Annotated in this window: 24 protein-coding genes and 1 pseudogene; 13 read left to right on the plus strand and 12 right to left on the minus strand. The window is 49.2% G+C overall.

From position 1 onward, the window contains the following. Positions 1–53: 53 nt before the first annotated feature. From ACIDITHRIX25_RS000000103445 to ACIDITHRIX25_RS000000103465, 5 genes are read right to left on the minus strand one after another with little or no spacing between them, the layout of a single operon-like run. Positions 54–248: a hypothetical protein gene (locus tag ACIDITHRIX25_RS000000103445; RefSeq protein WP_201733681.1), complete on the minus strand. Its 195-nt coding sequence runs from the start codon at positions 246–248 to the stop codon at positions 54–56. Further along, positions 245–799 (minus strand): hypothetical protein, encoded by a 555-nt coding sequence (locus ACIDITHRIX25_RS000000103450; protein WP_201733682.1) that lies wholly within the window; start codon positions 797–799, stop codon positions 245–247. The genes ACIDITHRIX25_RS000000103445 and ACIDITHRIX25_RS000000103450 overlap by 4 nt, the downstream gene beginning before the upstream one ends. After that, complete coding sequence (locus ACIDITHRIX25_RS000000103455) at positions 786–1,013, minus strand: hypothetical protein (protein ID WP_201733683.1); 228 nt, start codon at positions 1,011–1,013, stop codon at positions 786–788. The genes ACIDITHRIX25_RS000000103450 and ACIDITHRIX25_RS000000103455 overlap by 14 nt, the downstream gene beginning before the upstream one ends. Before the next feature lie 17 nt (positions 1,014–1,030). Continuing rightward, positions 1,031–1,303 (minus strand): hypothetical protein, encoded by a 273-nt coding sequence (locus tag ACIDITHRIX25_RS000000103460; RefSeq protein WP_201733684.1) that lies wholly within the window; start codon positions 1,301–1,303, stop codon positions 1,031–1,033. Positions 1,304–1,308: 5 nt separating this feature from the next. Continuing rightward, the gene (locus ACIDITHRIX25_RS000000103465; RefSeq protein WP_201733685.1) at positions 1,309–1,629 is read right to left on the minus strand and encodes a hypothetical protein; all 321 of its coding nucleotides are present in this window, start codon (positions 1,627–1,629) and stop codon (positions 1,309–1,311) included. A 220-nt stretch (positions 1,630–1,849) separates the two neighbouring features. Between ACIDITHRIX25_RS000000103465 and ACIDITHRIX25_RS000000103470 the strand changes: the two genes are divergently transcribed. The 10 genes from ACIDITHRIX25_RS000000103470 to ACIDITHRIX25_RS000000103515 all read left to right on the plus strand — a co-directional run bounded on the left by ACIDITHRIX25_RS000000103470 (position 1,850) and on the right by ACIDITHRIX25_RS000000103515 (position 15,594). Continuing rightward, positions 1,850–2,134, plus strand: a complete 285-nt coding sequence (locus ACIDITHRIX25_RS000000103470) for a hypothetical protein (protein WP_201733686.1) — start codon at positions 1,850–1,852, stop codon at positions 2,132–2,134. Positions 2,135–2,218: 84 nt separating this feature from the next. Further along, entirely contained in the window at positions 2,219–3,466 is a 1,248-nt protein-coding gene (locus ACIDITHRIX25_RS000000103475) for a hypothetical protein (RefSeq protein ID WP_213333502.1), read from the plus strand. Beyond that, entirely contained in the window at positions 3,463–4,116 is a 654-nt protein-coding gene (locus ACIDITHRIX25_RS000000103480) for a YdcF family protein (RefSeq protein ID WP_201733688.1), read from the plus strand. The genes ACIDITHRIX25_RS000000103475 and ACIDITHRIX25_RS000000103480 overlap by 4 nt, the downstream gene beginning before the upstream one ends. Continuing rightward, complete coding sequence (locus ACIDITHRIX25_RS000000103485) at positions 4,109–4,840, plus strand: WbqC family protein (RefSeq protein WP_201733689.1); 732 nt, start codon at positions 4,109–4,111, stop codon at positions 4,838–4,840. Before ACIDITHRIX25_RS000000103480 ends, ACIDITHRIX25_RS000000103485 begins: the two co-directional genes overlap by 8 nt. Positions 4,841–4,870: 30 nt before the next feature. Next, a complete protein-coding gene (locus ACIDITHRIX25_RS000000103490; protein WP_201733690.1) occupies positions 4,871–5,041 on the plus strand; it encodes a hypothetical protein in 171 nt (56 codons plus the stop codon). A 464-nt stretch (positions 5,042–5,505) separates the two neighbouring features. Beyond that, positions 5,506–7,488: a type I restriction-modification system subunit M gene (locus tag ACIDITHRIX25_RS000000103495; RefSeq protein WP_201733691.1), complete on the plus strand. Its 1,983-nt coding sequence runs from the start codon at positions 5,506–5,508 to the stop codon at positions 7,486–7,488. Further along, positions 7,485–9,596 carry a GmrSD restriction endonuclease domain-containing protein gene (locus ACIDITHRIX25_RS000000103500; RefSeq protein ID WP_201733692.1) on the plus strand — a complete coding sequence of 704 codons (2,112 nt, stop codon included), beginning with the start codon at positions 7,485–7,487 and terminating at the stop codon, positions 9,594–9,596. The genes ACIDITHRIX25_RS000000103495 and ACIDITHRIX25_RS000000103500 overlap by 4 nt, the downstream gene beginning before the upstream one ends. Then, positions 9,593–11,029 (plus strand): restriction endonuclease subunit S domain-containing protein, encoded by a 1,437-nt coding sequence (locus tag ACIDITHRIX25_RS000000103505; RefSeq protein ID WP_201733693.1) that lies wholly within the window; start codon positions 9,593–9,595, stop codon positions 11,027–11,029. Before ACIDITHRIX25_RS000000103500 ends, ACIDITHRIX25_RS000000103505 begins: the two co-directional genes overlap by 4 nt. Further along, the gene (locus ACIDITHRIX25_RS000000103510) at positions 11,026–13,998 is read left to right on the plus strand and encodes a type I restriction endonuclease subunit R (protein WP_201733694.1); all 2,973 of its coding nucleotides are present in this window, start codon (positions 11,026–11,028) and stop codon (positions 13,996–13,998) included. The genes ACIDITHRIX25_RS000000103505 and ACIDITHRIX25_RS000000103510 overlap by 4 nt, the downstream gene beginning before the upstream one ends. A 96-nt stretch (positions 13,999–14,094) precedes the next feature. Further along, positions 14,095–15,594, plus strand: coding sequence for an RNA-directed DNA polymerase (locus ACIDITHRIX25_RS000000103515; RefSeq protein WP_213333503.1), 1,500 nt, complete (start codon positions 14,095–14,097; stop codon positions 15,592–15,594). 130 nt (positions 15,595–15,724) lie between these two features. Here ACIDITHRIX25_RS000000103515 and ACIDITHRIX25_RS000000103520 read toward each other — a convergent pair whose 3' ends face one another. From ACIDITHRIX25_RS000000103520 to ACIDITHRIX25_RS000000103545, 6 genes are all read right to left on the minus strand, one after another. Continuing rightward, on the minus strand, positions 15,725–16,600 hold the full coding sequence (locus ACIDITHRIX25_RS000000103520; RefSeq protein WP_201733755.1) for an IS3 family transposase: 876 nt from the start codon (positions 16,598–16,600) through the stop codon (positions 15,725–15,727). Positions 16,601–16,605: 5 nt separating this feature from the next. Further along, positions 16,606–16,863 carry a transposase gene (locus tag ACIDITHRIX25_RS000000103525; protein ID WP_201733696.1) on the minus strand — a complete coding sequence of 86 codons (258 nt, stop codon included), beginning with the start codon at positions 16,861–16,863 and terminating at the stop codon, positions 16,606–16,608. Between the two features lie 226 nt (positions 16,864–17,089). After that, positions 17,090–17,959: an SMODS domain-containing nucleotidyltransferase gene (locus tag ACIDITHRIX25_RS000000103530; RefSeq protein WP_201733697.1), complete on the minus strand. Its 870-nt coding sequence runs from the start codon at positions 17,957–17,959 to the stop codon at positions 17,090–17,092. Continuing rightward, positions 17,959–18,852, minus strand: a complete 894-nt coding sequence (locus ACIDITHRIX25_RS000000103535; protein WP_201733698.1) for an S-4TM family putative pore-forming effector — start codon at positions 18,850–18,852, stop codon at positions 17,959–17,961. The genes ACIDITHRIX25_RS000000103530 and ACIDITHRIX25_RS000000103535 overlap by 1 nt, the downstream gene beginning before the upstream one ends. Positions 18,853–18,856: 4 nt before the next feature. Beyond that, positions 18,857–19,720 (minus strand): CBASS oligonucleotide cyclase, encoded by an 864-nt coding sequence (locus ACIDITHRIX25_RS000000103540; RefSeq protein ID WP_201733699.1) that lies wholly within the window; start codon positions 19,718–19,720, stop codon positions 18,857–18,859. An 11-nt stretch (positions 19,721–19,731) separates the two neighbouring features. Next, positions 19,732–20,001, minus strand: coding sequence for a DUF3892 domain-containing protein (locus ACIDITHRIX25_RS000000103545; RefSeq protein WP_201733700.1), 270 nt, complete (start codon positions 19,999–20,001; stop codon positions 19,732–19,734). Between the two features lie 113 nt (positions 20,002–20,114). Here ACIDITHRIX25_RS000000103545 and ACIDITHRIX25_RS000000103550 point away from each other — a divergent pair, with 113 nt between their 5' ends. Both ACIDITHRIX25_RS000000103550 and ACIDITHRIX25_RS000000103555 read left to right on the plus strand, forming a co-directional pair. Further along, a complete protein-coding gene (locus ACIDITHRIX25_RS000000103550) occupies positions 20,115–20,477 on the plus strand; it encodes a helix-turn-helix domain-containing protein (RefSeq protein ID WP_201733701.1) in 363 nt (120 codons plus the stop codon). Positions 20,478–20,480: 3 nt separating this feature from the next. Further along, positions 20,481–21,089: an ImmA/IrrE family metallo-endopeptidase gene (locus ACIDITHRIX25_RS000000103555; protein WP_201733702.1), complete on the plus strand. Its 609-nt coding sequence runs from the start codon at positions 20,481–20,483 to the stop codon at positions 21,087–21,089. Positions 21,090–21,166: 77 nt separating this feature from the next. Here ACIDITHRIX25_RS000000103555 and ACIDITHRIX25_RS000000103560 read toward each other — a convergent pair whose 3' ends face one another. Beyond that, positions 21,167–21,496: a hypothetical protein gene (locus ACIDITHRIX25_RS000000103560; RefSeq protein ID WP_201733703.1), complete on the minus strand. Its 330-nt coding sequence runs from the start codon at positions 21,494–21,496 to the stop codon at positions 21,167–21,169. A gap of 210 nt (positions 21,497–21,706) precedes the next feature. On the opposite strand from ACIDITHRIX25_RS000000103560, the pseudogene ACIDITHRIX25_RS000000103565 reads away from it, so the two are divergent. Next, positions 21,707–22,666, plus strand: a pseudogene (locus ACIDITHRIX25_RS000000103565) (IS1595 family transposase). Positions 22,667–22,701 lie beyond the last annotated feature (35 nt).

Consider the following 22,701-nt stretch of genomic DNA (forward strand, 5'->3'; position numbering starts at 1 on the left):
AACACCGATTGGACATCATCCACCTCTGGCATTGTTCTCATAGTGGCCTCCAGTTACCACCCTTGCCTCCGGCGATGAATTAACCGCAACACGTAAACAATGGCTGCTGCCAGGCCCACTGCGATAAGCACCGGTAGCATTGCCTCGATAAGTCGAATGGCCATGTAAATAGCGAAAGTTGAGACCAATAGGGTGAAGGCGGCACCTGTCAGTGACTTGCGCCAACCCGACGAACCTGGTGTGGTCATATTGCCGTTCCTTGCATGAGGCTCCATCTGGCCTCACGCTCCAGTGCCGTGTCGAAGTCAAACCGGATGCAGTCGAGCGCAAACTGGAGCTGGTTAATAACGAAGCGGTGGGTACGAGCTGTATACAATGTCTGGTTCACTGTGTCCGCCAACAACAGGGCATATTCCAGTGATTCAGGACTAAGCCCTTCGGCTTTGGCTCTAGCCAAGTGACAAGAAGCCACCACCAATTCTGCCTCAGTTGAGAAGTCGGCCGAGAGCCAGACATGTCGAGTGTCATGCACATAGCGGAAGGCCCAGTTTGTGGCCGGGCGATCATAGATGGTGACATCTGAAAAGTCCCGTAGAACCCGCAGTGGCAGACCAGAGGCATGACAGGCTTGGAACTCAGTCCGTAGGGCATCCAGGTCACTCGGAGCTAGGGATGCTGGACGCCAGCCAAATCCGAGTTCGCCTGCTGTGCGCCGTGCCTCTGAACGAATGAATCTACTGAGGTGTTGCCGGGCAGTCAAGAGTTCGGTATCTGAAAGTTCTTTGCTATTGTTGGTCATCTGAATCCTCCTTCAGTTCGGCCCACCACATCTCCCTATCAAGTTCCCGCCGTAGCCTTGCCGAGGTCGCCCGAATCTCTGCCTTGCTTTGGGCTACGGCAAGGCGGGTTCGGGCTTCATGGAGACGTACTGTTGCATCAGCTGCTGTCTGGTAAAGCGATCTGCCGATAAAGCCGGTAAGCAAGAACAGGCCGACGATTAGCAAGGCAATCATGAGTACCACCACCGCTATCACCGGAACCGCCGAGGCTGACGTCGCTCTTGCAGAGTCGTCCCAAGCCGTAGCTTGTTGGCGATAACTGTTTCGGCTTCAGGACGCCCGTGGGCGGTAGCCCATTGTTTGGCGGCCTGGTCAATCCAAGCGTCGGTAGCTGGATCAAAACTGGGAATTGTCTGATCGATAGGCTGTCGATCAACTGTGCGGCGACGGAACCGACCGGCAATTCCGCCAGCCAAGCCGCCACATATCGTGGCGGCAACGACCGTGATGACGCTTTCGTACATGGCCATCACCGCCCGAACCGGCGGGCGATTCGCTGGTTGTTAATGTTTGACATCAGGTTGACCTTGCGGGCTACTAACTCGGTCTTAGCGACACTGTTGCCTGAAAGGGCCAGGCCGTAGTCAAGAAATCGCAACTCCTCTTCGGTAGCGGTAGTCATGACATCGGCGATGGCCTGGCTATCTTGGCGGTCAAGTTCTGTCATAACTGCCGTCTCAAGACTGTGCCGGAAAACCGTCACTTCTGCTCGGTACTGCGCTCTAGTAGCCTTTATCGTTTTTAGCTGAGCAAGCCCGTTGCTACGACTTGCGGGAATGAGTGTTGACATAATGTTGCTCCTTTCGGTTGGTATATGGGTTAAAGAAATTGGTGTTTGCAGGCGATCCAGCGGGTAAGGCAGGCGGTGTTAGCTGACTCAGTGTTTTGGGCACTTCGTACACCGGGCTTGGTTTGATTGCTTCGGGGGCATAGCGAATGGGGAAGACGGTAATTCCGGTCAGTACTAGCTTTGAAAAAGTTGGCCGATTGACTTGGTCTGTGGCGATAGCTTGGCGGATAATGTCGAGATCCTGTTGCAGGTTCGCGGCGTAGTGCGTCGCGGTGTCGACACCAGTAGGGTTCGTCATGCAGCACTCACCAAGCACATCGCAACGGACGCAGTGGTCGCAGCTTGCAATATGGTTTTGACAAGGATGGCAAGTCATGAATCCTCGCCAACGCTGAGTATCATTGCTACACGCTTAAGTGAAGACATTGATTTTGGTGGTAGCTGGCGAAGTGAAGTAATAATCGTATGGATCATCAGCGGACTCGTTCCCTATCTTTTTTACTAGCAATGAGAACCGTTCTCGTGCTGTGCCTATGCTTATTGAAAGAAATCGGAACATCTAATGAATTTTCGGGAGATTTCCGGGGTGATGAATTCAGACCTTGATGTGATGAACGAGATTGCTCGCCTACGCAAGGCGACAGTTTCCGATGTGGCTGAGCGTCCAGAGCGGTATTCATGTCTCGTTGCGATGATGAGCTCGATTGCCTGTCGACCGTTTCCTCGCGATTTTGCTAGTCGACATGATTTCACTCGAGATGTATTCGAGTTGGTTCTTCAGTCGCTACCGACAGAACAGCATTTTGCGGAAGCTATTCGCGAGCTATTTGGGATTGAGGGGTATCAAACAGTTGGGTTAAATGCGAGACGCAGATTAGCGAGTGCTGCGTGGGACGGTATGTACCGGGGCGCCGACACCTTCTATCGCGATATTGAGAAAGTTCTTGATCATCAGCTGTTCTTGACTCTAAAGCAACTTGCAGACGAGCGACCAGTGCATAGAGTAGGAAACGACTTACATTATGAAGAGGGCCTTGAAAACTGGGAGTACGATCTCGAACGTGCGGGGAGTTCCATTGCACAGCAGGCTTTTGCCGACGCCGATCGTCTACTGACACCGCGACTGTCTATCGCATTTCGGCGAGAGCACCTCAACGGGCCGGCGGCGACCACTCTTTTGGCTCGCTCGTTTGAACTTGCGGGGGATGCCCAACGTGATCGAGGTAATCTGGACGGACCGAATGGAGCTCGGCATAGATACCGCGAAGCACAGGAGCTGAACCTCCAGCTTGGTCGCTTGCCTAGAGCAAACTCGAATGAGTTGATGATCGCGGTTTGCCAAGAGATGGCTGGCCACCTGGTAGTAGCCCATCGGAGCTATCAACGGCTTACTCTGTCAATTGATGAGCCGGTGCTCGACTTTGACCGAGAACGAGCACGCCTGTGGACGGGCACCGTGCTGGCGAAACAGGGCGATGGCGAGTCTGCTCTCCCTCCAATTTATAGATCAATCTCATATTTCGTCGACGCAGGCGATCATCGAATGCTCGGTAATGCATATCAGAAACTGGCACTGGCTCACCTTAAGACTCGACATCCTCATCTTGCCAGCGGTGCGATGGAATTCGCCGAGGAGTTCTCCGATACAAATACACCGCTTACTCACGTTCGCTTTATGATCGCTAAAGCTCATGTTCTCTGGATGTGCGGTGAGCGATCAGTCTCGGAAACGTTGTTCGAGAACGCACGCATGCTCGCACGAACAAATAATCTTGAGCACCAACTTTCGTCGATTGAAGCACTTTGTCGTACACTTGAATTAGAGGAATCAAAATGATTGATGAAGAATTGAATGCTGCTCGTATTCTCTGGGACTATCACCAGATAGATCAAGATGCGCAAAAGTCCGATGTGGGAATTGGTCTTGGTTCACACGATTTAGGCGTAGCGCAAAGAGCAGCTAAATTGTACTTTGAAGGATACTTTCCAGTCCTTCTTTTTACCGGAGCAAATAGTCCAACCACGAAGGACCGTTTTCCAGACGGCGAGGCGGCGTCCTTCGCCCAATACGCAATTGGACAAGGCGTGCCTGAATCTGCACTGATAGTTGAGCCCACGGCGACTAATACCAGTGAGAACTTCACTAAATCACGGGGCTTACTTCAAGATGAGGGGCTTTCTCCTTCTTCAATTTTGGTTGTCTGCAAACCGTACATGCAGCGCCGAGCTTATTTAACCTGCGGCAAAGTATGGCCCGAAGTCACCGTGACATGTGCTTCTGAATCAATGACGCTCGAGGAGTACATATGTTCAATTGGCTCTGAGGACTTGGTCTTGAGCATGCTGGTCGGCGATACTCAACGAATCGAAATCTACGGGATAAAGGGATTCGCTCTCAAAGAGTCGTTATCAGCTGAGGTGAAATCTGCTTATGATTTCCTAGTCCGCAGAGGATATACGTCACGGCTTTTGGTAGACAGTGACTGATCCTTTCCTTGATTTACGACAACTTGTTTCTATCCATCAACCGAATCTATTCCCTCGCGTTACGACGCTCACAAAGATTCTACTCAGCAACATCTACGTGCCGCTTACAGAGGTGCAATTCACACAGCGTGACTATCAACATCGCTTTAGAATCTCTGACCGGCTTGATCACGAACAAATTCGATGGTTGACGGTGCCAGTGCATCTGACAAATGGGCAGAAGACTTTACTTACAGATGTCCAAATCGTAAAACCACAAATGTGTGCACAGCATCTCTTCGACACGCTTCGTTACCATTATGGATTGACCCCAGGGTGGGATATTGCAACTAACTGTGTTCTAAATGTGTGCAAAGCCATTGTGTCAAATGATCTCGTCGAGGCCAATCAAATTTCTATGAACTTCATGCTTGAATTGATGGATTGGCCAGGCACTGTGATTGCTAATGCAACTCAGCCACAGTGCGAACGATCTGAACGTCTTGCACGCATCACAAAGTCGGTTCGGGGAAACGCCTACATCTGTGGTACAGGAGGGCGAAATTATCTCAAAGAGAGTACTCTAAAGGACGCTGGTATTGATGTCATAAGTATCGACTATGCCGGATTGCAGAGCGTTTTAGGACCGTCGTGGAAGTCACGAAGCTCTATTGATCTCCTCTGCCTCAGTGGACTTGACGGATTTCGCTCAATACTTCAACGATGCCAGATGGTTCTAACTTAAAAGTAGGTTTCCAACCACAAGTACAAGAAATTGACACAAATAATAGACATTATGACAGTTGAACGCAACCAGTGCAATGTAGCAACTCCACCTTTCTTGAAGACCTGGGGTGATTTAGACGCAGCACTTCGGGAATTTTCAATAGCAGAAGCAGTCGTTCCGGCAGCGGGTGGTTGCATTTCTGGCGGGCTTTGTGTCTAAAACAACACGGGTTGGACGACGAATCACGGGCTGCACTTGAGCGAGCACTTCAAGCCAATGCGGCGCCGCTCAACCGAACTAAGCGGGAGCAGGCTATCCAGTTGCTTGGAAATTGGAAATCAATCTGAGCGTACCGCCCTGCAGGTATCACCAGTTGAGAAGGTACATGTAACACTGAGTCGCTATAGTTCGTTTACCAGCTATTTTTCGAACAATGTTATATAATCGAAGGTAAGTATGATAAATAATCCTGCAATGACTTCCACGGATAACAACCGATATTCCAAATTCACGAGGATGGCATATCTGAATAAGATCTCCATTCTTGGCAAGAATGCCCATCGACCAATCACATTACACAGTTTGCGGGCTATAACGTTGTTCGAGATGGAGGGATTGTGGCCACATGTTCCCTCAGAATATGGGTCGAACACCAACCATCAATCGTGCACGGAGATTGCCCAGTGAACGGCGAACAGCACAACCAGATCGTTAGTCTCATTTGGGGCATTGCAGATGATCTACTTCGGGATCTCTATGTCCGAGGCAAATATCGTGATGTAATCTTGCCTATGACGGTACTGCGTCGAATTGACGCCGTATTAGAGCCGACCAAACAAGCGGTCCTCGACATGAAGTCCTCGCTTGACAAAGCTGGCATTACCAACCAGGATTCAGCACTGCGCCAAGCATCGGAACAAGCCTTTTATAACACATCAAAATTCACCATGCGTGATCTCAAAGCCCGTGCCAATCAGCAACAACTAAAAGCTGATTTCGAGGCTTACTTAGATGGGTTCTCACCAAATATTCAAGACATACTTGACAAGTTCGAGTTTCGAAACCAGATTCCACGTCTGTCGAAAGCCGACGTACTGGGGAGCCTTTTGGAGAAGCTCCTCGACCCGAGTATCAACTTGAGTCCATACCCGGTGATGAACTCCAACGGGACTGAAAAACATCCTGGACTTGACAACCATGGAATGGGAACGGTCTTCGAGGAACTGGTACGTCGTTTCAATGAAGAGAATAACGAAGAGGCAGGCGAGCACTGGACCCCGAGAGACGCCGTAAAGCTCATGGCTCGTCTCATGTTTTTGCCGATTGCCGACCAGATCGAATCCGGAACCTATCTCTTATATGACGGCGCCCTTGGCACCGGTGGCATGCTCACCGTGGCGGAAGAGACCCTACAAGAATTAGCCGCCGAACATGGCAAAGAAGTGGCAACACATCTCTATGGCCAGGAAATCAACGCTGAGACCTACGCCATCTGCAAGGCGGATCTGTTACTCAAGGGAGAGGGCGAAGCTGCGGACAACGTAGTCGGAGGACCGGAGTTCTCGACACTTTCCAACGATGCATTCCCCTCCCGTGAGTTCGACTTCATGCTTTCCAATCCGCCTTATGGAAAGAGCTGGAAGAGCGATCTAGAGCGCATGGGTGGCAAATCCGGCTTGCGAGATCAACGCTTCATCATCGCACACGCTGGTGACCCCGAGTACTCACTGGTCACTCGCTCAAGTGATGGCCAGATGCTTTTTCTCGCCAACATGGTCTCAAAGATGAAACATGCCACGCCCCTTGGAAGCCGGATCGCAGAAGTCCACAACGGCTCGTCGTTGTTCACTGGCGATGCTGGCCAGGGCGAAAGCAACATTCGACGATGGATCATCGAAAATGACTGGCTCGAAGCCATAGTCGCGCTGCCTCTCAACATGTTCTATAACACTGGCATTGCCACCTACATCTGGGTGATCACTAACCGCAAGCCTGAGCATCGCCGAGGTAAGGTCCAGCTAATTGACGCCACACAGTGGTTCAAGCCTCTACGCAAGAACTTAGGCAAGAAGAACTGTGAACTCTCCGAGGACGACATCAACCGCATCTGTCAGACCTTCTTGGATTTTGAGGAAACTGAACAGTCAAAGATCTTTCCCAACAAAGCCTTTGGCTACTCAAAGGTCACCGTAGAGCGTCCACTGCGACTAGTTGGCATCGATCCAAACCGTGTGTATAGCCCCAAGGAAATTAAGTCACTGAAAGAGAGTACTGAGCGCAGCGACAGTGCTTTACCGGTGATCCGAAAGATTCACAAGAGGGACACCAATCCAGATCCCTTGCGTGGTCTCTTCGAAGTCACTATCGGCTCCAAGCATTGTGTTGCCGAATACGAGCCAGATCCTGATCTCCGTGATACCGAACAGATACCGCTAAACGAGGATGGCGGCATCGAGGCATTCCTGAAGCGCGAGGTATTGCCCTATGCGTCGGATGCATGGTATCTACCCGATAGCGTCAAGATTGGTTATGAGATCAGTTTCACCCGCCACTTCTACAAGCCTCAACCTTTGCGTACACTCGAGGAGATTCGCGCCGATATCTTGGCACTTGAGCAAGAGACCGAGGGATTGCTAAGTGAGATAATCGGGGATAGTGCGAGATGAAGGCTAACGAGGCGCAGCTACTGAAATTCCTCAAGGATGTAGAACAGCTTCAGATCCCGATCTACCAGCGCATGTACTCCTGGACCGAACGTGAATGCCAGCAACTTTGGGATGACATATTGCGCACCGGAGCTAACGATGACATTTCTGCTCACTTCGTCGGCTCAATTGTGTACATAGAGAGGGATCTTCACCAGGTTGCAAACTTCTCGCCAGTATTGGTGATTGATGGTCAACAGCGTCTTACGACCGTAACCCTTTTCATAGCTGCGCTAGCCAAGGCTTTAGAGAAGGCCAAACCGCATCAGCATGAGTCAGATGACGACTTTACGCCGAAAAAGCTGCGTAACTACTACCTAGTCAACCCGGAAGAATCCGGCGATCGTCACTATAAATTGCTATTGTCGCAGACAGACCGGGACTCGCTCATCGCGGTCGTTGAGGGTACCGAACCGCCCAAAGAGCCGTCTCTAAGGGTGATGAAGAACTTTGCGTTCTTCGAGGCAAAGCTAGACGAGCACAAAAGCGACCTCACGTCGTTGTTCAAAGGCATATCCAAGCTAATGGTGGTTGACCTTGCACTCAATCGTGGCCAGGACAACCCACAACTTATCTTCGAGAGCATGAACTCGACAGGCCGTGAACTAAGCCAAGCGGACTTGATCCGCAACTTTCTCTTGATGGGCATCGAGCCCCAGTTGCAGACAAAACTGTACGATCGATTCTGGCATCCCATCGAACTTGATTTTGGACAGGAAGCTTACGATACGCATTTCGATGGCTTCATGCGGCATTATCTGACGGTGAAGACCGGAACAATTCCCAAGCAGGACGAAGTCTACGAAGCATTCAAGTCTTATGCCCGTTCACCACAGCTAGCCGAGTTGGGCATCGAGGCTTTGGTGGGCGACATTCGCGAATTTGCGCAGTATTTTTGCGCTATGGCCCTTGGTGCCGAGACCGACACAGATCTGAAGAGATCATTCCGAGATCTTCGTGAACTGAAGGTGGATGTTGCGTATCCGTTCCTATTGGAACTGTACCGGGATTACCGTGCGGGTATTTTGGCAAAGGATGATCTCGCTGAAGCTGTCCGTCTAGTAGAGGCGTATGTCTTTCGGCGTGCCATTTGTGCCATTCCTACTAATTCACTTAATAAGACCTTTGCAACTTTCACCAAGGCTCTCAAGAAGGATCGATATCTCGAAAGTATCAAGGCACACTTCCTTGGACTTCCCTCATACCGCCGATTTCCAAGTGACGAAGAATTCCACCGCGACCTACAGACCCGCGACCTGTATAACTTCCGAAGCCGTAGCTACTGGCTTCGGCGTCTTGAGAACTACGGCCACAAGGAATGGGTGCAGGTAGACGAATACACCATTGAGCACATCATGCCTCAGAACGAGAACTTGTCTTCTGCCTGGAAGGAAGCTCTCGGCCCAAATTGGAAGACAATTCAGCAGACCTGGCTTCACACGCTTGGGAATCTAACCCTCACGGGCTACAACTCAGAATACGGCGATCGAGCCTTCATTGAAAAGCGCGACATGAAGGGTGGCTTCGCCGAGAGTCCCATCAGGCTTAATGCGGGCCTCGGCAAACTTGAGCAGTGGAATGAGGACACAATCAAGGAGCGGGCGAGCACGCTTGCTGATTTGGCGATCGACGTCTGGAAGTCTCCAACGCTTTCCGCAAGTATTCTGCAGACATACCAGGGAAAAACCCAGATCAGTGGCTACCGTCTTGCCGACCATCCATATCTTCTCAGTAGTCCCGTACGCGAGCTGTTCGAGGCTCTTCGCCGAGAGGTGCTCGCTCTCGACCCTTGCGTTACTGAGGAGTTTTTAAAGCTCTATGTCGCCTACAAGGCGGAGACCAACTTCGTGGATGTGGTGCCGCAATCTAAGCGACTACGGCTGTCACTAAACATTGGGTACGTAGAAATTGACGATCCACGTGCCATGTGCAGAGACGTGACACTCCTCGGACGTTGGGGCAACGGAGATGTCGAGGTTGGCTTTGCCTCTTTGGAGGAACTGCCTTATGTAATGGGACTTGTTCGTCAAGCGCTTGAGAAGCAGCTAGGCAACGGGGGTGACCAATGAAAGCCACATTAACGGCGTATCCAACATACAAGGAATCGGGTTCACTGTGGCTTGGCGATGTACCCGAGCATTGGAAAACGCATGCTCTCTGGACGATCAGCAAACTTAGGAACGAGAGAACACTCGGTGCACTCCAGCTACTTTCTGTATTCTTAAACCGCGGCGTGATTCGTTATGAAGAAGGTGGGGGCCAAGTCCATGCTCCGAGCTTGGATTTGACTAATTACCAAGTGGTTCATGCTGGCGACTTGGTACTTAATAATCAGCAGGCATGGCGGGGCTCAGTTGGTGTATCTTGCCATCATGGTATTATTAGTCCTGCATACATAGTTCTTGAGTTGCCGTGTGGGATCGATTCCGAATTTGCGAATTACCTAGTACGTTGCCCTGCGATCGTTGACCAGTTTGTGATCGCCTCGAAGGGTGTGGGTGATATCCAACGTCAAATCTTCTGGCCTTTTTTGCGATATGTGCAAATTCCTCTCCCGCCTCTAGACGAACAAGCGGTGATCGTAAAGTTCCTCAACTATATGGACCGACGGATTCGGCGCTATATAGGCGCAAAGCAGAAGCTGATCAAACTGCTGGAGGAGCAGAAGCAAGCAATCATACATCGAGCGATAACCCGTGGTCTTGATTCCGATGTCCGTCTCAAGCCTTCCGGTGTGGAGTGGCTGGGCGATGTACCCGAGCATTGGAAGGTAGAGCGACTCAAGTATCTTGCAAAAATGAATCCGTCAAGGACTGAACTAGATGAACTTGCCAGTAATACAGTGGTTACGGTCTTACCGATGGAGAATGTTAGCGAATGGGGCCAAATCGATAGCTCGAGGACCTCTGAACTAGGTTCCGTAAACCCTGGTTTTACCTACATGCGCGATGGTGATGTGATTGTTGCAAAGATTACCCCTTGCTTCGAAAATGGAAAGGGCGCTGTCTGCGCTGGACTAGCGAATCGCGTCGCATTCGGGTCAACCGAGTTTCACGTACTCAGGCCTTTTGCAAGAATACTACCTTGGTATCTGTACTATTTGACGCGAGAGCAGGCCTTTCGTGCGCACGGTGCTTTCAATATGCGTGGGTCTGCTGGCCAGCAGCGAGTTCCAACTGAGTTTTTGGCAAGCTGGTACATACCGATTCCGCCCGTCGCGGAACAACGAGATATCGTCGCAAGCATTAATCAAGAGTTACACGAGATCAACGACACAGCTGAACGTTTACATCGCCAAATCGTGCTCTTAAGCCAATACCGAACTCGTCTCATTGCCGACGTGGTCACCGGCAAGCTGGACATACGTGAAGCTGCAGCGAGATTACCTGACGAGCAGATTGAGTCGGAGCTGCTTGACGAGGAGAATACTCCGATGGTTGACGATGAATTTGAAGGTAGCGATGATGACCTCAATACGGAGCTGGAGGAGGTTGAGGCATGACCACCGACACTAGCGAAGGCGGTCTTGAATCTCTCATCGTCCATGACATGACGAGCACGAACGGCGGATGGATGGAGGGCGAAGCATCTGACTATGACCGAGAGTACTGCGTAGATCTAGCCCAACTGACTGCCTTCCTAAATGACACTCAGGCGGAAATATCTGAGGCGCTCGATCTCGAAGCGGATAGCCCTATGCGGCGCAAGTTTCTTGCCCGCTTGCAAGGAGAAATCGCCAAGCGTGGAATCATAGATGTGCTGCGCCATGGCATCAAGCACGGTCCCCACGAGATTACATTGTTCTACGGCTCACCCTCGCCCGGAAACGATAAGGCTAAAACTCAGTACGAGGCCAACCGTTTCAGCGTCACTCGTCAACTCCGTTACAGCCGTGACGAAACCCAGCTCGCATTGGATCTGGCTATATTTCTGAACGGTCTGCCCGTCGCCACATTCGAACTAAAGAACAACCTCACTAAACAGACGGTCGAAGATGCCGTCGAGCAATATAAGCGAGATCGAGACCCAAGGGAATTGCTTTTCGGCTTTGGGCGCTGCATAGCCCACTTTGCAATTGATGATCAGTCAGTTCGCTTCTGCACTCACCTAAAGGGCAAGGCGTCCTGGTTCCTGCCTTTTGATAAGGGATATCAAGATGGAGCAGGCAACCCGCCCAATCCTGACGGACTAAAGACCGACTACCTCTGGAAACACATTCTCTCGCCTCAAGGGCTGACCGATATATTGGAGAACTACGCACAAGTTGTTATTGAGACGAACCCCAAGACGAAAAAGAAGTCTTCTACGCAAATATTTCCTCGCTATCACCAACTTGATGTCGTGCGCAAACTGCTCGCCGACGTTTCTGAGCATGGAGCGGGTCGGAGGTATCTTATTCAGCACTCAGCGGGTAGCGGCAAGTCGAATTCCATCGCGTGGCTTGCCCACCAATTGATCGGGCTCAAAAAAGATGATGCTGAGGTATTCGACTCAATCATCGTCGTCACCGACCGACGTATCCTTGATCAACAGATCAAAGATACCATCAAGCAGTTCGCCCAGGTAGGGGCGACGGTAGGCCACGCGGAACGCTCCGGCGATCTACGCACATTCATCCAGGGTGGCAAAAAGATAATCATCACGACGGTGCAGAAGTTTCCATTCATCGTACAAGACATCGGAAGCGAGCATCGAAATCGCAAATTCGCCATTCTGATCGATGAGGCGCACTCCAGTCAGGGAGGTCGCACAACGGCGGCCATGAGTACTGCGTTATCAGAGGTAGGAGCCAAAGATGACGATGAATCACCCGAGGATGCCATCAACCGGATCATGGAAGCTCGAAAGATGCTGCCCAATGCCAGCTACTTTGCCTTCACGGCGACCCCGAAGAACAAGACCCTGCAGATCTTCGGTGAGCCGGTTCATGAAGGTGGGAATATTACCCATCATCCATTCCACAGCTACACGATGAAACAAGCCATCCAGGAAGGTTTCATCCTTGATGTACTCAAGAATTACATGCCAGTCAACAGCTACTACAAATTAGTAAAGACAGTCGAGGCCGACCCGGAATTCGATATCAGAAGAGCGTCAAAGAAACTTCGCCATTACGTTGAGAGCAACGACCACGCTATCGGTCTCAAGGCTGAGATCATGGTTGACCATTTTCTTCAACAGGTGATCGGTCTTAAGAAGATTGGCGGTCAGGCCCGGGCTATGGTTGTCACAGGCTCCATTGAGCGGGCGATCCAATACTACTACGCCATTACCCAGTACCTAATCGAATGCAAGAGTCCCTATCGCGCTATCGTCGCATTCTCAGGTGAGCCTGAATACCACGGTCAGGTTGTTTCGGAAGCTTCACTCAATGGCTTTTCGAGCAGGGAGATTCCTGACCAGATCCAAGAGGAACCCTACCGGTTCTTGGTGTGCGCCGACAAGTTCCAAACAGGTTACGACGAGCCTCTTCTGCACACGATGTACGTCGACAAGCCTCTCTCTGGCGTCAAAGCCGTTCAGACTCTGTCTCGGCTGAATCGTGCCCATCCTCAAAAACACGATGTGGCAGTACTGGACTTTATGAACAACACGGATGTGATCGAGAAGTCGTTCGCTCCTTACTACCGCACGACAGTACTTGCCGAAGAGACGGATCCCAACAAGCTACACGATCTAAAAAGTGAGCTGGACGGCTACGAGGTCTACGACGACAGCCAGATTACCAACTTCGTTAAGCTGTATCTTGGAAATGCCGATAGAGATCAGCTCGACCCAATTCTTGATGCTTGTGTTGCTGCGTACAAAGACAATCTCGACGAAGACGGGCAGGTGGATTTCAAAGGTAAGGCAAAGGCCTTTACTCGTACCTATGGATTCCTTGCTTCTGTTCTCCCATACTCGAACGCCGAATGGGAGAAACTCTCGATCTTCCTCAATTTCCTAATCCCCAAGCTTCCAGCACCGATAGAAGAAGACCTCTCGCGAGGCATCCTTGAAACCATCGATATGGATAGCTACCGAGTCGAGAAGATGGCCGCCATGCGCATTGCTCTCGCCGACGAGGATGGGGGAATCGGACCGGTCCCTACTTCTGGTGGCGGCCACAAGCCTGAACCTGAACTCGAACGACTATCAAACATCCTGAAGGCCTTCAATGATCAATTCGGAAATATTGATTGGATTAACTCCGATAGGGTGCAGCGCCAAATCGCCGAAGACATCCCGGCCCAGGTTGCGGCTGATAAGAGATACCAGAACGCACAGCGCAACAGCGACAAGGGAAATGCTCGGATCGAACACGATAAGGCGCTAGGCCGTGTAATGAATGCGTTCTTGAAAGATGATACCGAATTGTTCAAGCAATTCAGTGACAATGAGTCATTCCGGCGCTGGTTATCCGACTCGATCTTCTCGGCAACATATCGAAACGACATGGAGAATTCACACGAGAAAGCAGCGGCGGACTGAAGGGATGTACACCTATAAGAAAAGCATTGACATCGGGATGAGTCCCCATCGGATATTGAGGGCTAGATCATCAGTAACTTCACTTCTGCGGTAGCTATGCGCCCAACAATCCTAGATACTGACCACACACGTGTAAGACGTTTCTTTTTAGAAGATAAAGCATACACTACACTCGACTTGCCTAAATATTTTACATTTCAGACAATGTTATCGCAGCTTTCTGTCGTACTAAACGGCACCTTTCTAGGAATCACGGCTATCAGCGCAGCCAAACGACTGGATACCGTTAACCACGTCTTATATGGAAATAAGGACGGTAAGTACGACTGGCGGAAGTATGAATTGATAAATCCCCTACTCTACGTCTCTCTCGTCAACGCGGTTACTGAAGAGAGCAACTGGTGCACAATCACCTCCCGCTTCGACGAACTACGCGTAACTCGATCGATCCAGTGTATGAGCATCCCGGTACTGCCGGACCGCGGCGCTTCACAAAAAGCCACGCAAGTTAGCGAATGGCTTGAAACAATCGAAAAGGCATCACTTCGATATGCTCTCGATTTCGAGCACATCTACCAGACTGACATTACCGATTGCTACGGGTCAATCTATACACATTCGATATCTTGGGCGCTACACGACAAAATAACAGCCAAGGCTAATCGCCGTTATGACGCCTTATTAGGCAATTTAATTGATCATCACTTGCAGGCAATGTCTAACGGGCAAACCAATGGAATACCTCAGGGAAGTCTTCTGATGAATTTCATTGCCGAAATGCTTCTTGCGTATGCCGACCGCGAACTATATCAGAAGATCAATAGCAAGGTTCCGGATGATGCTTATCTTATTCTTCGTTATCGGGACGACTATAGGATCTTCGTTCGTGAACCCAGCCACGGTGATTTGATTATGAAAGCATTAAGTGAAGTCATGATCGATTTAGGTTTACGCTTGAATACTTCAAAAACGAAACGAAGTGATGACGTCATACTGAGTTCGATTAAGCCCGCAAAGATCGTCATGCTTGATAAAAAAATACCTTCAAAGTTGTCGCAAGCTGCAATGAAGGTAGAGCTACTCCAAATTTACGAACTTGGAAGATCCTATCCGAACGCCGGAACAATAAAAACTAGGCTTACAAAACTATATGGGATTGCAAAGGAACGACATTACAAAAACCAGAAATACGAATTATTGAGTATTTTAGTTAACATCGCTTTTGATAGTCCTGATTGCTTTCCAATGGTAGCTGCATTCATAAGTAGCATTGTTGGTACCTTGAATATAGAAGCGAAGAAGACCGCTATGGAACGAATCTGGCGAAAGCTTAGTTTGCTCCCTAATTCTGGGCTCGTGGAGATATGGCTACAGCGTGTCATGCTTTCGAATTCGTCTGATCATGACTTTAAAGAAGATATTTGCAGAAAAGTTACAGATAACGAGGTCGCGCTGTATCAATGTGGCTGGATCGCTGACCAATCGATAAGAGATATAATTGTGAACGCGGAGTTAATCGATACGAAGATCCTAAGAACGATGGATCCTGTAATAAGCAGTGAGGAGATTCAGCTCTTTGCGATAGAAGATTACTAACATATTGCAATCGAAATGCGATAGTGAGGCCTACTGTCCCATGCAGGTGAGTCGCTCACCTATTACGGGCACCGTTCAGGATGCAAGCTCGCTACCCCTGGTGAACGATTGGTATCCCAGAATCTACTTGTCAACCTCTACTTTTAATGAACACCTTGTCTGGACTTTTTTGTAGCCCTGCAGCGTAAGCTACTGGCGTGGTTTTTAAAGCTGTGTGGATTCTTTTTGTATTGTAGTAGTGGATCTGCAAAGCAACGGCTTCGTGTAATTCAGCTATATCCTTGAACCTGTTTAGTGGGCCAAGCTCTAGTTTGAAGTTACCGAACCAGCGTTCCATGAAACCGTTTTGCCAAGGCGAGCCTTTGTCACTAGCTGACAAAGTTATCTCCATCTTTTCACACAGCAGTTCATGTTTGTGACTCAAATATTCACTGCCTTGGTCACTATGCAAGATAGCTGGTGGCTCATGTTTAGATAGAGCGTCAAGTAAGGAGACATAGGTTAACTCGCTACTATGGTTGGCACCTAACCGCCAACCAACTACTTGCCTGGTTTTTAGATACATTACTATGGCCAGGTAGTACCAGCTTCGCTCAAACCACAAGTGAGTAAAGTCTTGTACCCAAGCCCCAGCGTTAACCATGCCAGAGTAATCCTGGCCATCCTGTGGCCGGGCCTCGTCCTTAAACACGGCATAAGGCTTTAGGGCATTAGCTGGAGCCATTATCTCTGCTTTACCCTTGCGATAGCGATGTTTTTTAGTGGCTCTGGGTATGACCATGCCGGCTAGATTACGTATCCGTCTGGTTTTCTTTTTACTCCAGTGTAAACGCATGCTCAAACGTCCAACACCATCGTAAGCATGCTCTTCGTGGACGGCTAATAGCTGACTCACAGCCAGTTGATCAGCCTGAGCCCGTTTAGTTGGCCGGCAGTAGTAGCTGGTTATGGATATCTCCAGGACAGTGGCAAAGTGTCTGCGCCATCCTGGATCGACCTCATCCAGTAGGCTTAGCCTTTTGGGCGTTTTAGTTCGGCTGTAGCCCGCCCCAGTAAGTTGTAGAGTTGTTCGTTCTCTTTCTTAAGGCGGTTCACCTGCAGGACCAGGCTGGAGTTGCCGTTAACAACGCCGTCCTTAAGCCAACCATAAATGGTTTTGTAATGGACACCATACGTACTAGCGGCATCGGTTACCCGCATACCCTCATCACGTATTTTTTTCACTATCTCGGCTTTAATGGCCGGGTCAGTATGTAAACCAACTGGCATAAAAAACTCCCTTCTAAAATGTTACATATATTGTACCGCCTGTTAGCAAGACAATGTGTTCATTTTAGCGGGAGGGTGACAACTTACTCATTTGTATACGATGGGAAGGTTCATATGAGATCATGCACCGACGCTCAACTTGAACTGCATCGATACTTTCTGCCTACGGTTAACATCCAAGAACATGAGCTCGCGAGCTACCGTGACTACGTGCAGAGACAATAGATCAGCGTGAGGGAAATTGACCACCAAAGAGCAGATCTAGATAAGTGAACGCTGTCACAGGATCACTGTTGTTGCACGCGTTAAGAGCTTTTCGAGCTCTGACCGCAGCCGTATGGACTTTGGAGAGCGCGTCTGTTGCTTTGGCCGTGCTCGAGCAGGCATAGATCCACCCCGTCGCTCCCTTGGGGTCATTCATAGCCGCCAGCTGCGTCGAGTCCAGCTTTTCGAGCACCTGGCAAACGTCCCACACGTGTATGTAAGTTGCTTGCGTGGCCACGTGTTGTGCACATCTCATCTCCAAGTAAAACGAAGAAACTGGAACATCGCAGTAGTACTTCCAAGCCTTGATAAGGCGTGATAACGCTTTCGCATCACCCTTATGTGGTTTGAGATTGCAGTCGTTTACATAGGACAAGTGTTCGTTCGGAGCCGAATCAATCCAGCTCGGGTTATCACTTGCGCCGGGAATATCGTAAACTAGTTGATTGACTCCTCGGTTGGTGAGAAAACCTGGAATCACTTCCCATGTTTCATAACCGCCTGCAAATTTAATAACTACTGCTGGTCTACGTATCTGCACAGTAGTCAACGGAAATCGCTTTTCCATAGCTTCCTTCACCCAGGCAATAGCCGTATACGAGGTCTCTGGACGACTATTACCAATACTTACAAGCACGTCGATGTCACTAAATCCTCGAAGTCCGGTGCCATGTGAAAATGAACCGGTCTCGAAGTACGCCATGATCGTGAGTTTTGCTTCAAGCGCGGCTTTGATAGACGCTCTATGGCTTGAACCCGCATCACGCTCTGCTTGCGTCGGCGTCAGGCGCTTTAGAAACTCTTCGAATCCTTCGTTAACAGTCCTGGCCATCAGTCGCGACCCGCTCTTTCCTTGGCAGCATAACGCATGTCTTCTTCGTAGGTCTTGGACAGAATCCAGTAGAACCACCCGGCAACTGGCGGAGCATCCCGTCGCAAATCGAATATCTGATCTTGAATCTCCCGCAGCGCCTCATGCGAGGAATCGTTCTTGTCGAACATTGCATTCGTCTCGTCTTCAAGATGTTGGCGGCGGGATGAGGCCAGGAAGTGCTTCTTCGACAGATCAACAGCATCAAGGACAGCTGGGAGCGACGGGAGGGCAACTGTAGTCAGGTACCCGGCGAGCGTTGCTTGTTGTACAAGTGCAATAATCACACCGAAGATTGCCCATACGAATGCCGAGACCAAGAGAAAACATCCATAGGCATGATGTTGACGTCTGGCCCAGACGGTATTCGATCGTTGACAAGTGATGACACTTCTTGGCCAGGCAATATCAATGTCGGTGGGATACCAGCCACAATGCTTCTTTGTTGACTTCGGATCTTTGAATCTTTTACTTGCCGATCGGATCTCTTCCTCCGAAGGCTGACGAATCAGTGCATCATTCCAAGTAAGGCCAAGGACATCGCAATCGAACATTTCTTGGGCAGAGGCCCCTTTTACCTGGCAGCCCTGCTTGAGAGGTTCGAAAAGGAGGCGGGACATGAAGATCCATACTCCAGCGATTGCTCCGAGCAACGGACCCCAGTCTGGTTCATACACGAGCACAAGTGGCGATGCCAGAGCCAAGATAATGGCTGTTGAAGCTCCCCAAAAGTGCCAACGGTTTCCTATTTTATAGAAGCGATCTTTGGCTTCTTGCCTGCGAAGATTGCGATTGCTGTCTTGCGCAACACCAATGTCATGCATAGATGGAGTCGAAGGGGAAAATTGTGCCATAGAATTAACCGTATGCCGGAAAGTAATCCCCGAACACCTTTCTCCATTCAACTATCGCAGCGGAAGTATTGCCGTTCTTAGCAAACTGCTCAGCCTTGATCGCTCTGTCGTAAGCGACCTGAAAGCGGTTGACTGCGTCAGAGACAGTCTTGGTCGCCAAGAGCGGATCAATCTGCTCTCCAAGTCCAGCAGGGTCCTTGACTTTCGTCTTGATCCGTTCACGCCCCTTATCAAAAAAGTAACGAACTGCGCTCGAATCAGAGCTGAGTGTTACGCCAGAGAAGATCTCTACAGCGACTAGCTCCAGGTAGAACGGAACGAAACTTCCTGAAATTTCCCGATTCCAGGCCTTAATCATCTTGGCAACTGGAACCACTGTCCCACCATGGTCCGCGTTCGACTTACTCATGTAGGTCTCATGAATAGTTGGATCTGTCGATATCCACCGTTTGTTACTCGAGTCTGGTATCAAAAAGCCACCACCGTTGCGGTTAAAGGCTGGGACCACGTCAACTTTGAAATCGGTAAATGAGATCGTTACGGCATGTCCATTGCGGCTGATTCTGGGAGTGTCGGGATATGTCTTCAATAGAGTAGCCCGTACTTTGTCGAGCAAAGATGCGTGCCCGTCGCTCTTGAAGTAGCTGGGATCCAGTACTACAAAGATGTCAACGTCAGCTTGACGCAGAGGTGCGATCATTGTTGATCGCTTGTATGAGCCCGTCAGGAACGATCTCAGTACCGTGAAGTCCTTTTCAACGGCTTTTCTTACGTTCGTTTGTCTCGTCGAGACAGTTGAAGCCTGAAGATCCGTGATCTCCAAGTTCTGTCGCAGTTTAGCGAATGATGCGGTGATTGTCGTGGCCATCAGTTCATCTCCTAATACCTTGGTAAGCTCAGTAAGTTATCCGTCCATGTGCTATCGGCATAGGTTTGGACGTAAGGTGGGGTTGCCTCACGTACTTGCAAAAACGCTCTCATCGTTGGCCCTTGAACGTAGGCTTGGTTGGGATTACTGCGAACGAAAGTGACCATAGCTTCGCGAGTGCTTGCGCCTGTGGCGCCAGTGCCAGAATTGACCCACTTCATTTCAGCAATATGTTTGTGATGTTCTGTCCCGACCATATGAATCGCAGTGATTTGGACCATTTTGACACTTCCTTTTCGTGTTGAGTTATGATACTCTTTTAGTATATGGCAGGTCAATAGAATATGTCAACAGTTATAGGATATTTACTTACTAAAACAGGAGGATATATTTAATGACAGATGTTTTGAAATATGTGGCAGGCAGAATACGGCAGCTACGTACCACCTACGGAGAGACAGGCCTCTCACAGGAAGCACTAGCAAAAGAGTTAGGTATAGCCGCTAATACAGTGTCGAGGTGGGAGACTGGAGCATACAAGCCCGATCTGGCTGACTTGGATAAGCTAGCTCGCTTCTTCCACCAGTCCATACTTACTTTCTTTCCGCAAGATACTGATCCCGTCAAGAAAGAGACAGAAGCTTTACTACGAGCAGCAGAGGCTTTACCGGTTGACGATGTTGAGGAACTAGTCCGTTTCGCTGAGTTCAGACGCGCAAAATATATACACAAAGCAATCGAAAAAAACAAAGGCTGAGCAATGAGCCGAAGCCAAACTTATGCTCATGCCAAAGCCGAGGCTCTCCAAGTTCGAGAAACATATGGGATTGATGGCCCATCCCTCAAACTTCAGCAAATGCGAAAGATCTATAAGCATCAGGGAATCGATCTTATTTATTGGCCGTTCAAACTTCGTGTTTTGCGAGGGGCATACATCTGTGACGAAGATGGTCCGACGGTAATGGTTTACAAAAAACTGCCAGATGACCCGAAATTATTTACGCTTGCACACGAGCTAAAGCATCATCTGATCGATAACGGTGCTTGTAGCACTGTAGATAACAGCTCAGATGTACGTGAAATCGCCGCAGAAGTTTTTGCAGCGGAATTGCTCCTACCTGAAGCCATCTTCATTGAAGAACTCCACCAGCGTGGCGTCAGCCTTCACCAGCCCGTGGGTTTGGAAACAGTACAACGAGCTATTATCGACCTGAAGCGAGAGACTGGTACCACATTGAGCTACGCGGGTCTATCCAAGCGCGGTGAACGCTTAGGGTACGCCGCCACGGGCAGTTTGATTCAGACAAAGTGGAAAATATTGGAAGAATCAATTTATGGCAAGCCTTTTCATAGACAAAAGTATGCATAAGGTTGACTTTGGCACCGAAGTTCCTCGCGATCAAAACCCATGAACTTGAGGGCTGATTTTAAATTTGCCGACAATTTTTAGATAGATTGTGTCTGCCGAAAGCGCTTATTCACTCCCTGTCGCTTCAATATCGCTGATACCGTTCGGCGATCAATCTGGTAACATTTTGCCAACTCTTTCACTAAGATTCCAGCTTGATAGGTCTCTATCAATTCGATAACCTCATCAGGATCCAGTCGATGTTGGACTTGTTTTGGTATGAACTCCTTGATTTGAGAGCCATAGTCACAATTATTCAGATTGACAGGTTGTTTTTTGTTTTTTCTCTTGTTATCTGAAGGCTTCCAGCTCATAATCAAAGATTGAGCAGGGTGAACGGGGTTGTAAAGTCCTCGCATCACCTCCACTCGTAGTCATTACCTTGGAACTTTCATCGACAAACCAGGCGATGCAAGTTCCAAGGTAATGAATTGGCATCTTAACGAGCCACACCTCCTAGCAATTACCAACCTACTTATCAACTTTCGTAAGTTTCGCCTCCACCGAGACCAGATTGGAGCTAATCCATAGTAGAACAGATGCTCAATAAAGCTGTCTAGGTAGATATCTCAGGCTTTATGGTACGCTTCCGCGTCGCAAGAAGCATGTGAAGATCATTTGATCAAATTGCTTATGCTATGAGGGGTTTAGATGTCCAAAGTGTAACTTCGATCAATTTACTTTAGTAAGGCCAAATCATTTCAAGAAATGCAGCATCTCGAGCTCCACTTTTTCAATGTAAATCTTGTCACCGCCAAACTAGCGTTACCTCCGGGACTATCTTTCATCGAAGCCATATCTCTTTATCCAAGTGGTTCTCCGCTATCTATCTATTGTCCAACGACAGGCGTGGTCTTTCAGCTACTACCCCCTAGCCATCAGAGCCCTTGCTAAATTCGTTCAAGTTTCTTATTCGACTGGCTGGTTGATGCTAAATAAGCTACCTAAGGCAATGGCTGAGCGCAATGGCTGACCGAAATGGTTTATACAAACTTGGAGAAAACGCCTGAGTAGATGAGTTCTTTTTAGGTGGTGAGAGCCATGGTGAAGACTAAAGAGGAAAAGCAACGACCCAAACCAATCTCCTAATTTGAATATCGATTAGCAATGGTGCTCCTACTCATTGCTTCATGGAAGTAATCAAAGATACCACTGCTAAATCACCCAAAGATGTTTTTGTGAGACGTTGAGATTCTAATACCAAGCTGATAAGTGATGGTAACCCAAGTTACGGGGTATGTGCTGAAAGACCTTGGACTAGCGCACGGGTTCACTCTATCCAAAGACGAACAAGCACATGTAACATTCAAATGGCTCAAGATCCTAAATTGGGAACTGCAAGAAATTTATCGACGGAACATACCACGGAGATGAGGAACATAAGCAACTTATGTCTCGAGGAATTCGCATACCGATTCAACCCAAGGCACTTTGAAATGTCATTGGTAGAGCGACTTCTCAATACATGTGTGTTTGCGTCTCCCCATCCGCTACTCCGCGAATCTGACTCCAAAATGGCTCTTGCTTACGAAACTTGATAAGTCTGAAAAGATACGACTTTGGGGAACACGGA

The organism is Acidithrix sp. C25, from assembly GCF_904848545.2.